Genomic DNA, 10,825 nt, shown 5'->3' with positions numbered 1-10,825 from the left:
CGCCCCAGCGGCGGCAGCCGGACCCGGACGAGGACGACAACAACCCCTGGTGACGCGGGCCGGGCCGGCGGCCGACCTGGCCCCGTTCGGGGCTCGACACCGGCGCGCCGGGCGACGACACTGGGCCGATGACCGGCCTTATCACCGGTAGCCGTGTCCGGCTGCGGCCCGCCGCCGCCCCGGACGCCGCCCGGTTCGAGGAGATCCTGTCGCACCCCGAAGTCGCCCGCTGGTGGGCCGACGCCGAGGAGCCGGTGGCCGCCCAGGTGTCCTACTTGCTGGACCCGGACGAGGGCACCACGACCTACGCCATCGAACACGACGACGTCGTCGTGGGCATCGAACTCGCTTTCGAGGAAGCCGATCCGCAGTACCGCCACGCCGGCATCGACATCGCCGTGCACCCCGGCTGGCAGGGCCGCGGCCTGGGTTCGGACGCCATCCGGACGCTGGCCGAGCACCTGTTCACCGTGCGCGGGCACCACCGGCTGGTGATCGACCCCGCGGCGGACAACGAAGCCGCGATCAAGCTCTACCAGTCCCTCGGCTTCCGGCCGGTCGGCCGGATGCGCTCCTACGAGCGCGGGCCCGACGGCAGCTGGCACGACGGGCTGCTGATGGACCTGCTCGCCGAGGACCTGGTCCCGACGGCCGCGCTCGCCGGGTCGTGAGCTCCCCGGCGGTCGCGACCCGGCAGCTGCGCCGGGTCGCCGTGGCGAGCGCCGTGGGGACCACCATCGAGTGGTACGACTACTTCATCTACAGCACGGCGGCGGCGCTCGTGTTCGGCAAGCTGTTCTTCACGACGCTGTCGCCCGCTTCCGGCACCCTGGCCTCGTTCGCGACGCTCGGGGTGGGCTTCCTCGCCCGCCCGGTCGGCGGGATCCTCTGGGGCCACTTCGGCGACCGCGTCGGGCGCAAGGCGATGCTGGTGCTGTCGCTGCTCCTGATGGGCGTGGCCACGGTCGGCGTCGGGCTGCTGCCGACGTACTCCGCGATCGGGGTGTGGGCCCCCATCCTGCTGCTGGTCCTGCGGCTGCTCCAGGGGCTGAGCGCGGGCGGCGAATGGGGCGGGGCGGCGCTGATGGCCGTCGAGCACGCGCCGGAGGGCCACCGCGGCCGCTACGGCGCCTTTTCACAGATCGGCGTCCCGGCCGGGCTCATCCTGGCGCAGCTGATGTTCTTCGTCCTCGGCCGTTCGCTGACCGACGCGCAATTCGCGTCGTGGGGCTGGCGGGTGCCGTTCCTGGCGAGCATCCTGCTGGTCGGCGTCGGCCTGGTGATCCGGCTGCGGATCGAGGAAAGCCCGGTGTTCGCGCGGCTGCGGGACGCGGAAGCCCGCAGCAGCCGTCCGATGGTCGACGTGCTGCGCGAGCGGCCGCGGGCGCTGCTCGTGGCGTCCGGCAGCTTCATCGCGAACACCGCGATCGGGTACATCTTCCTGGCGTACCTGTTGTCCTACGGCACTTCGGTGCTGAAGATCGACCGGACCACGCTGCTCGTGGTGGTGATCGTCGGCAGCGTGACGTGGCTGGTGAGCATCCTCGGCACGGCGGCGTGGTCGGACCGCGTGGGCCGCAAGCCGGTCTACCTGGCCGGGTCGGTGCTGCTGGTGCTCTGGCCGATCCCGTTCTTCCTGCTGGTGGACACGCGTGTGACGGCGTGGCTGCTCGTGGCGGTGGTGGTGCTGAACATCGGTCTCGGCGCGACGTACGGGCCGCAGTCGGCGTTGTTCGCGGAGCTGTTCGAGCCGCGCTACCGCTACAGCGGGGCCTCGTTCTCGTACGCGGTCGGCGCGGTGCTGGGCGGCGGCTTCGCCCCGTCGATCGCGGTGGCGCTGCAGAGTTCCACCGGGACGTCGTTTTCGGTGTCGCTCTACCTCGTGGCGACGGCGGTGGTGAGCCTGGTCGCGGTGCTGTTCATCCCGCGGTCACAGCCGGTCTAAACGGACGGCGGCGGCCATCCGCTCGTAGCCCGCGTCGCCGGGGTGGAGGTGGTCGCCGGAGTCGTAGGCCGGCAGCAGGGTGAGCGGGTCGGCGGGGTCGCGCAGGGCCGCGTCGAAGTCGGCGACGGCGTCGAAGACCCCGCCGGTGCGGATGAACGCGTTCACCGCCTGGCGGGTCGCTTCGAGCGTTTCGTCGTAGACGCGCCAGCCCTTGAACGGCGTGAGCGTCGCGCCGACGACCCGGATGCCGCGCGCGTGCGCCTGCGCGACCAGCTGGCGGTACGCCGACGTGATCGCGGTGGGGTCGGTCTGGTGCGGGGTCTGCTGGATGTCGTTGATGCCTTCCAGCACGATGAGCGTCCGCACGCCACCGACGCTCAGGACGTCGCGGTCGAACCGGGAAAGCGCGTTCTGGCCCGCGCCGGACCCGGGCACGTCGAGCAGCAGCCGGTTGGCGCTGATGCCCGCGTTGAGCACGCCGAACCGGCCGTGCAGCCGGTCGGCGAGGTAGTCGGGCCACCGGTGGTTGGCGCCGGTCTGTGAGCCGACGCCGTCGGTGATCGAATCGCCGAGCGCGACGATCGAAGCTTCGGCGCCGCCTTGGACGTCGACGCCGGAAACGTAGTGCCAGACGGAAGTCTGCTCGGTGTAGGGCGCGCCGGACTCGCTGGCGGCGAAGTCGCCGTCCCGGGTGAAGTACGACGTCTGCGCGGCGGCCGGGTGGTAGGTCACCGGCCCGGACTTCGTCGGGATGTACGTCGTGACGAGGAGGTTGGCGTCGGCGGGCACCCGCAGTTCGGCGGGATCGGTGAGCGCCTCGGCACCGGCGGGCACGACGACACCGGCCGCCCCGCCGAAGGTGAGCTCCCGCAGCGTCCCCGGAACGGCGTCCGGCCCGGAGCCCTGCACGGCGATGGTGACGTGCCCGAAGGTCAGCGGCGAGGAGCCGAAGGCGTTGGAGAGGTGGACGCGGGTCCGCCCGCCGCCGGCGCTGGTGTGCACGACGTTGCGGATCGAGAAGCCGGGATAGCCGTCCGGGGTGTTCGGCACGGCGGCCGCGGGAGCCGCGGCCCAGGTCCCGGCCCAGCCTCCGACCGCGTGCTGCGCGAGGTTCGGGAGAGCGCTTTCCGGATTCGCGCTCCCGGCCGTCGTGAGGAGACCGAACCCCGCCAGGATCGCCGCGCTCACGGCCAGAAAGCGTCGCATGTACTCACGGTGTCGCCCTTGCGCCGACCCAGGGACCGCTGATCAGGTGAGCGGACCGGACAAGATCCCGGACAGTTCCGGAACGGCGAGGGGCGGGCCCGTCCGGGATTCTGGGGATGCCGGACGGACCCGCGCGAGGTGGCCGTTGCCGCGACGGCCGCTCGCCGGGGCACCCGGTCCCGATCGGGCGGAGGCTGGCCCGGATCGTTGCGTCGTGGTGACCCCGGAGGGCGGTGCGAGACGCCCTCACCCAGAGCACGTCCCCCGGCCCGCCCGGGTTCAGCCCACCCCGCGATTTCTCACACCGGTCGCTGTTGGGGGGTCGCCCGGACGACGTGAATGACTCATTCATGTCGTCGGACGACATGAATGAGTCATTCACTACGTGCGCGCGGACTCAGGCGGGCGGCCCCGGCGCTGGCCGCGGGCGCGGGGCCGAACTATGTGCGCGGGGAGAACTCAAGCGGCGGCGGGAAATCCGCCCAGCGCGAGGTGTCCCGCCTCGGTCAGTTCCGCCGGCGCCCACTGGCCCGGCGACGGCGTGCCGACCGCCCGGACCAACCCCGCCCGGGCGAGGTCGTGGGCGGTGGTCTGGTCGCAGCACGGGAGCCCGTCGACGCGGAGGTCGGGTTCGCAGCTGCAGCGGAGCTCGGCGCGGCCGGCCGCGATCGCCTTGAGCATGGCGATCGCGCGGCGGCTCAGCGCGTTCGGGTGGGTGGACATCGGTCTGGCCTTTCGGTGCGGCTGGTTCGGCGCGGATGTCGAGTGCTGCAGCTCCTCACTGAGGACCACGCGCCGGTCGTGACCCGGGTTCACTTCGATCGCCTCTTGACACCACGAGGTCCAACGACCAGGGTCAGTCATCGGATGAATCAGCTCCGCCAACGACAGATAGGCCCACTAAGGGTGAACTCTGTCGTCATTCCGCCGTAGTCATCCGATCCCTGGAGGTTCAATGACGACCTTCCCCCGCCGCCAAGCCCTCGGCATCGCCCTGGGTGGTGCCGTGGCCCTGACCGCCGCCGGGCTGACGCCGGCCGGTGCCGCCGTCCCCGTCGACGCCGCGGCCGACGACGCCGGCACCCCGATCGTCCCGCCGCCGCCACCCGTGCCCGTTGCCCTCGACGCCTGGTTCAGCAACGACGGCATCGACAGCGCGTCGGCCACCGGGGGTGACTTCGACGGGTCCGGGTACACCTTCCCGGCCGAGCACCTGCCCGCCGGGCAGACCACCGCGGTCGGCGGGGTGCCGTTCAAGCTCGGCTCGGCGGCCGCCGGCGCGAAGAACAACATCGCCGCCACCGGCCAGCGGATCGACCTGCCGAAGGGGCGCTACTTCGTCGCGTACTTCCTGGTCGCGGGCAGCTACGGCACCGCGGGCGGCACCGCGACCGTGCACTACGCCGACGGCACCACCAGCACCGGCTCCCTTTCCGGCCCCGACTGGTACACCGGCTCCGGCGCGCTCGTCTCGCCGTTCCGCTACGCACCCGGCGGCGTCGTCGACACCAACCCCGTTTCCCTCGCCACCGGCCAGGTCTGGGTCGACCCCGCCCGCGAAGCCGTCGCGGTGACCCTGCCGACGACCGCGAACCCCGCACCGAACGTCGCCAGCCTGCACGTCTTCGCGCTCACCCTGCAGCCGGTCGCCGTGGGGCGCTCGGCGCTCGTGCTCGACAGCCGGTCGACGGCGAACCTGCTCACCGACGGCGGCCCGCAAGCCGCCGAAGCGACGATCGTCAACGCCGGCACCGTCTGGCTCGGGGCCCGCGACAACGTGACCGTCACCGTCGACGTCCCCGGCGGCCGGACCACCGTCCCGGCGGCCATCCGCGTGCTGGCGCCGGGCGAGCAGGCCACCGTGCGCCTCGGCCTCGCGTCGAACGCGTCCGTGCCGCCCGGCACCACCGCGAACGGCCAGGTCCGCGTGACGGCGGGCCGCGGCACGCTCGCCACGCAGCAGGTGCCGATCACCCTCGGCGTCCCGGACTTCCGCCCGACCGACGCCTCGCTCTCGACGCACCGCGCGCCCTATTGGTTCACCGACAGCAAGTTCGGCATCTTCATCCACTGGGGCGTCTACGCCGTGCCCGCGTGGGCGCCGGTCGGGCAGCAGTACGCCGAGTGGTACTGGCAGAACCAGCAGGACCCCAACGGCGCCACCTACGCCTACCACCGCCAGAAGTACGGCGAGAACTTCACCTACGACGACTTCATCCCGCTGTTCACCGCGAAGAAGTTCGACCCGCGCACCTGGCTGGACCTGATCGCGGACGCCGGCGCCGAGTACTACGTCCTGACGTCCAAGCACCACGACGGCTTCGCGTTGTGGGACACCAAGGTCAGCGACCGCAACTCCGTCAAGCTCGGCCCGAAGCGCAACGTCATCGCCGAGCTGTTCGCGGCCTCCCGGAAGTACACCCCGCAGCTGCGCAACGGCCTGTACTTCTCGCTGCCCGAGTGGTTCAACCCGGACAACCCGTGGATGGGCCACGCGCCGCGCAACCCGTACACCGGCGCGGCGCTGCCCTACACCGGCTACACCGCGGGCAAGGACTTCGTCCGCGACTACCAGGCGCCGCAAGTGCTCGAGCTGATCTCGGAGTTCGACCCGGACGTGCTGTGGTTCGACATCGGCGGCGTCAACGACAGCCGGACCGTGCTCACCGAGTACTTCAACCGCGCGAAGAACCGCAAGCGCCCCAAGGACGTCACCTACAACGACCGCGGCGGCATCCCGGACCACGACTTCACGACGCCGGAGTACACGACGTACCCGAACACCGTCGTCGCGAAGTGGGAGGCGAGCCGCGGCCTCGACCCGTTCTCCTACGGCTACAACCGCGCGACCCCGGACGACCGGTACATGACGGCGGAGGAGGTCGTCCGGACCCTGGTCGACATCGTCTCGAAGAACGGCAACTTCCTGCTCGACATCGGCCCGGACTTCGACGGCACCATCCCGGACGTCATGCAGCGCCACTTGCGCGACGCCGGCGCGTGGCTGAAGGTCAACGGCGAAGCCATCTACGGCACGACGTACTGGTCGCGCATGGCGCAGCTCGGCGACCTGCGGTTCACGGTCAAGCAGAACGAGGCTTTCTACGTGCATTCCCTCGCCGCCCCGGCCGGCAGGCTGGTGGTCGACGCGCCGGTGCCGATCCGCGCCGGCGACCGGGTGAGCCTGCTCGGCTACGGCGGGAACCTGCACTGGACGGTGGAAAACGGCTCGCTGGTGATCGACGTCCCGGCCGCGGCGCGCCAAGCCGGCCGCTACGCCTGGGTCTTCAAGATCGCCTGGAGCTAGAGGTCGGCGTTCTTGCCGATGTACAGCTCCGCGAACGCCGCGGCCGCGGCGGGCGAACCCAGCAGGCGGCGCATCCGGGCCTCCGCGATGCGCGCCAGGAACGGGTTCTCCGCCGTGGCCGCGGTGTGGTGGAAGATGTCCGACAGCCACAGGGAGAACTCCTGGTACTGCCACACCAGCGGCAGGCAGGCGGCGGAGTACCCGGCGAGCCGCGAAGGATCGCCCGCGTAGTGCGCCTCGAAGGCCTCCGCGAGCAGGAAAGCGTCGTGCAGGGCCAGGTTCATGCCCTTGGCCGCGATCGGCGCGACCAGGTGCGCCGACTCGCCGGCCAGGTACAGCCGGCCGTGCGCCATCGGTTCGACGACGTAGTTGTGCATGTCCAGGACGCGCTTCTCGATCAGCCGTCCCTCGGTGATCGGGCCGTCCGGCACGGCCAGCCGCGCCTGCAGTTCCCGCCAGACGCGCTCGTCGGGCCAGTCGGCCTCGGTCTCGCCGGCCGCCGTCTGCAGGTAGAACCGGGTGACGTCGGGCGTGCGGGCCATGTGCGCGCCGAAGCCGCGCGGGTGGATGCCGAACAGCACGCCGTCGGCGGACGGCGGCGCCTCGGCGAGCAGGGCCAGCCAGCCGATTCCGTAGTCGTGGTGGGCTTTCACCGTCGATTCCGCCGGTAGGTACCCCTGGGAGACGCCGCGGGCGCCGTCGCAGCCCGCGACGAAGTCGCAGTCGATCCGGTGTTCCTCCCCGCCGGCCCGGAACGTGACGGCGGGGGAGTCCGACGCGAGGCCGTGCAGTTCGACGTCCGAGACCTCGAAGACCGCGTCACCACCCGCGTCGGTGTACTGCGCGACCAGGTCGGTCACCAGGAGCTGTTGCGGGTACACGAAATGCCGCTGCCCGGTGACGTCGCCGTAGCGGAAGGCGTGCCGCCGCCCGGCGAAGCGGAACTCGAACTCCGCGTGCTGGGGCGCCTTCGCGACGAGCCGCTCGCCCAGGCCGCGCCGCTCGAGCCCGCGGACCGCCCACTCCTCGATGAACCCGGCGCGCGGCCGCTGTTCGACGAACGCCCGGCTTTCCTGCTCCAGCAGCACGCAGGCGATGCCCGCGCGCCGCAGCAGGTTCGCCACCGTGAGTCCGGCCGGGCCCGCCCCCACCACGGCCACCGCCGTGCGCCTCGCCACCATGCGCCCGAGGGTAGCGCGAACCGGACGAACCGTTCAGTAGAACTGGCGAAGCCGCGGCCACGCGACGGACCACGGCTTGGTCAGCGTGCACAGCGAGAGCACGACGCCGTTCTCGTCGTTGTCCACCCCGCCCGCCGTGAAGTGCTTGGCGACCGGACGGCACCCGGTGATCAGCCGCGCCGCGGGGGAACCGCGTTCGAAGCCGCCGACGAGCAGTACCGGCCCGACCAGCCGGTCCGGCGGCGGGCCCCAGTCCGCGTAGGACATGTGCGGCGAGTACGGCTGCGGCAGTCCGAGCTCCGGGCCGTAGCGCTCGATCGCCCCGGCTTCGCCGTAGTTCCCGGCGACGATCACGGCGGTGTCCCGCTCGGGGGCCGGGATCCGCTGCCAGGCCGCGGCCACGCTGCCCGCGAACTCCGGCCAGCCGACCTGTTCGCCGGGTTCCTTGTTCATCGCCAGCAGGACGCCGTTCAACGCCGGCGGCGGCACCACGGGGAGTCCGATGAGGACGGACACCACCACGCACACCGCCGTGGCCGCGCCGGTGAGCGCGCGCCGGGTCGGCCGGCCCCGGCCCAGCCACCGCAGCACCGGCTCCGCGCCGAGCGCCACCAGCGGCAGCAACAACGGGATGGAGTAGTACGGCTTCCCGCCCACCGCCAGCAGTTCGAGGCAGACCACGGGGTAGGCGATCGTGAGCGCACGCGCCCAGCGCAGCCCGGGATCGCGCCACGGCCGCACGAGCCCGGCGACCCAGACCGGCACCAGCACGGGCGAGAGCAGGACCAGTTGCATCGGCACGAACAGGGCGCGGTTCTCGCCGCCGTCGTCCGCGCTGATCCCGCCGGCGACGGTGAGCATCGGCCAGTCGTGGGCCGCCTGCCAGGCCACGACCGGGGCGGCGAGGACGACCGCGATCCCGATCCCGGCCGCGAGCCACCGGGTCCGGAACACCCGGCGCGGCCCGGCGACGGCGACGCCGATGCCGAGCCCGGACAGCAGGAGCAGCACGAGCCACTTGTTCGCCAGGCCGACCCCGGCGGCGGCGCCGGCCGCGAGCCACCACCGGCCGTCGCCGGTCCGCAGCAGCTTCAGCCCGAAGAGCGTGATCAGCGACCACAGCAGGAGGTCCGCGGAGTTGGTGGCGAGCATGTGCGACACGACCAGGACGTACGTGGACAACGCCGTCGCGATCGCGCTGAACAGCTGGACCCCGCGGCCGCCGCCGAATTCGCGGGCGAGCAGCGCCACCACCACGACCGTCGCGACGCCCAGGAGGGTGGCGACGACCCGCAGACCGGCGGGGGTTTCGCCGAACACCGCGGTCGACGCCCTGGCGAGCCACGGCGTGATCGGCGGGTTGTCGACGTAACCCCAGTCCGGGCGGCGGCCCGACGCGACGAAGTACAGCTCGTCGCGGTGGAAGCCGTACCGGCCGGACAGCGCGGTCAGCACGGCCGCCTGGACGGCGGCGACGATCCCCACCGGCAGCGCGGCGAACCGCGGCAGCCCGCGTTGCTCCCCCATGGAGCCTCCCCTCGGCGTGCCGGGATCGTACGCCGGTGCTCACGCTTCCGGGAGCGCTCCGACGTATTCGCCACCGGCATCCGCGACCAGCTCGGCCAGGGTCTGCGCGCGCCGGATCGGCGTGAACCGGACCTCACCGCGCTCGGACACGGTGAAGCCGTGCACGGCCGGGCGGGGGAGCGTGTTGTAGGCGTAGTGCGCGCCGAAGTAGTACGCGCCGGTGTCGTGGGCGACGACCAGGTCGCCGGGCTCCAGCAGCGGCAGGGACCGCTCGCGGGCCAGGAGGTCGCCCGCGAAGCACAGCGGGCCGGCGACGTCCTGCGGCACCTCGGGCCCGGTCTTGGGGGTGCCGTCGGGGTGCAGCGCGGTCAGCCGCAGCGGCCAGTGCTCCGGCTGGAGCACGGTGCGGGCGGCGACCTGGGCACCCGCGTGCGTCACGGCGATGGGCCGGCCGCCCGCGACCTTCGTGTACTCGACGGCGCTCACGAGGAACCCGCTCTTCGCCAGCAGGGACCGGCCGAACTCGGTGACGAAGCCGTAGCGCCCGTCGGCGAGGGCGGGGACTCTCGCCAGCAGCGTCGCGACGTAGTCGGCGTGGGTGAACCCGGGTTCGTCGGAGGCGAAGTTCACTGGGAGGCCGCCGCCGAGGTCGAGGCTGGTGACCTGCCGGAACCCGGCCTCGGCGTTGATCTCTTCGGCCAGCGCGTGCGCGGCGGCGACGCCCTCGGCCATCAGCTCCGGCGGGCAGCCCTGCGAGCCGACGTGGACGTGCAGCCGCGTCAGCCACGGGCGGCGCGCGAACGCCTCTTTCACGAGGTTCCGGTTGTCCCGCAGCGGAACGCCGAACTTCGACGTCGTGGTCGCGGTGCTGGTGTCTCCGATCCGGCCGGCGCCGACCTGCGGGTTGATCCGCAGGCCGAGCACCGAGCGCGGGGCGGGCCCGACGAGACCGTCGAGCCGGGCCAGCTCCTGGAAGTTGTCCGCGTTGACCGCGGTGCCTTCGGCGAGGGCGTGCGCGAGCTCGGCGGTGGTTTTGGCGGGGGAGTCGAGGACCAGCCGCGGGCCGCGGATCCCGGCCGCTTCGGCGACGGCCGTCTCGCCCGGGCTCGCGACCTCGGCGTCGACCCCGAGGTCACCGAGGTAGCGGAGCAGCGGCGCGAGGCCGCACGCCTTGACGGCGACCGTGTGCTGGACACGGCCCAGGGGCGCGAAGGCCTTCGTCAGGTCCTCGACGGCTTCGCGGATCCCGGCGAGGTCGACGAACCCGGCCAGCGGGTCGGCGAGGTGGTGGCCGGCGGCGAGGGCACGGAGCTTGCGTTCGGTGCGGTTCACGCCTCCAGGACAGCGCGTGCGGGCGGCGCCGGTCCAAGACTTCGTCCTTCTGGTGTCATAGGCCGGTCCTATAGTGGCTGGGTGGACCTGCGCCGATGGCACTACTTCGCCGTGCTCGCCGAGGAGATGCACTTCACCCGAGCGGCGGCGCGGCTGTTCGTGTCGCAGCCGTCGCTGAGCCAGCAGATCCGCGCGTTCGAAGCGGAGCTGGGCGTCGCGCTGCTCGACCGCTCGGGCCCCCGCTTCGCGCTGACGGAGGCGGGTCGCGTCGCCGCGGCGGAGGCCCGCGACCTGCTCGACCGGCTGGACCGCGCCCGCGGCGTCATC

Annotated in this window: 9 protein-coding genes; 4 read left to right on the top strand and 5 right to left on the bottom strand. The window is 72.5% G+C overall.

Going from position 1 to position 10,825, the window contains the following annotated elements:
- Nucleotides 1-128 precede the first annotated feature (128 nt).
- Nucleotides 129-671: a GNAT family N-acetyltransferase gene (locus G3I65_RS55850; RefSeq protein WP_160704725.1), complete on the top strand. Its 543-nt coding sequence runs from the start codon at nt 129-131 to the stop codon at nt 669-671.
- Nucleotides 668-1,945 (top strand): MFS transporter, encoded by a 1,278-nt coding sequence (locus G3I65_RS55845; RefSeq protein ID WP_160704723.1) that lies wholly within the window; start codon nt 668-670, stop codon nt 1,943-1,945. Before G3I65_RS55850 ends, G3I65_RS55845 begins: the two co-directional genes overlap by 4 nt.
- Here G3I65_RS55845 and G3I65_RS55840 read toward each other — a convergent pair.
- Both G3I65_RS55840 and G3I65_RS55835 read right to left on the bottom strand, forming a co-directional pair.
- Complete coding sequence (locus tag G3I65_RS55840; RefSeq protein ID WP_160704721.1) at nt 1,931-3,151, bottom strand: SGNH/GDSL hydrolase family protein; 1,221 nt, start codon at nt 3,149-3,151, stop codon at nt 1,931-1,933. The genes G3I65_RS55845 and G3I65_RS55840 overlap by 15 nt on opposite strands.
- A 459-nt stretch (nt 3,152-3,610) precedes the next feature.
- On the bottom strand, nt 3,611-3,874 hold the full coding sequence (locus tag G3I65_RS55835; protein ID WP_160704719.1) for a hypothetical protein: 264 nt from the start codon (nt 3,872-3,874) through the stop codon (nt 3,611-3,613).
- Between the two features lie 232 nt (nt 3,875-4,106).
- On the opposite strand from G3I65_RS55835, the gene G3I65_RS55830 reads away from it, so the two are divergent.
- Nucleotides 4,107-6,458 carry an alpha-L-fucosidase gene (locus G3I65_RS55830; protein WP_160704717.1) on the top strand — a complete coding sequence of 784 codons (2,352 nt, stop codon included), beginning with the start codon at nt 4,107-4,109 and terminating at the stop codon, nt 6,456-6,458.
- Here the strand turns inward: G3I65_RS55830 and G3I65_RS55825 are convergent.
- Genes G3I65_RS55825 through G3I65_RS55815 form a run of 3 tightly spaced genes read right to left on the bottom strand, consistent with a single transcriptional unit; the run spans nt 6,455 to nt 10,498 of the window.
- Entirely contained in the window at nt 6,455-7,639 is a 1,185-nt protein-coding gene (locus G3I65_RS55825; protein WP_160704715.1) for a 4-hydroxybenzoate 3-monooxygenase, read from the bottom strand. The two genes, G3I65_RS55830 and G3I65_RS55825, sit on opposite strands and share 4 nt — an antisense overlap.
- A gap of 33 nt (nt 7,640-7,672) precedes the next feature.
- Nucleotides 7,673-9,166 (bottom strand): glycosyltransferase family 39 protein, encoded by a 1,494-nt coding sequence (locus tag G3I65_RS55820; protein WP_160704713.1) that lies wholly within the window; start codon nt 9,164-9,166, stop codon nt 7,673-7,675.
- Between the two features lie 39 nt (nt 9,167-9,205).
- Nucleotides 9,206-10,498, bottom strand: coding sequence for a diaminopimelate decarboxylase (locus tag G3I65_RS55815; RefSeq protein WP_160704711.1), 1,293 nt, complete (start codon nt 10,496-10,498; stop codon nt 9,206-9,208).
- Between the two features lie 81 nt (nt 10,499-10,579).
- On the opposite strand from G3I65_RS55815, the gene G3I65_RS55810 reads away from it, so the two are divergent.
- A partial coding sequence (locus G3I65_RS55810; protein ID WP_160704709.1) for a LysR family transcriptional regulator occupies nt 10,580-10,825 on the top strand: 246 nt, incomplete at its 3' end.

The organism is Amycolatopsis sp. SID8362 (assembly GCF_010550475.1).
Taxonomy (GTDB): domain Bacteria; phylum Actinomycetota; class Actinomycetes; order Mycobacteriales; family Pseudonocardiaceae; genus Amycolatopsis; species Amycolatopsis eburnea.
This window is presented reverse-complemented; position numbering and strand designations above follow the sequence as displayed.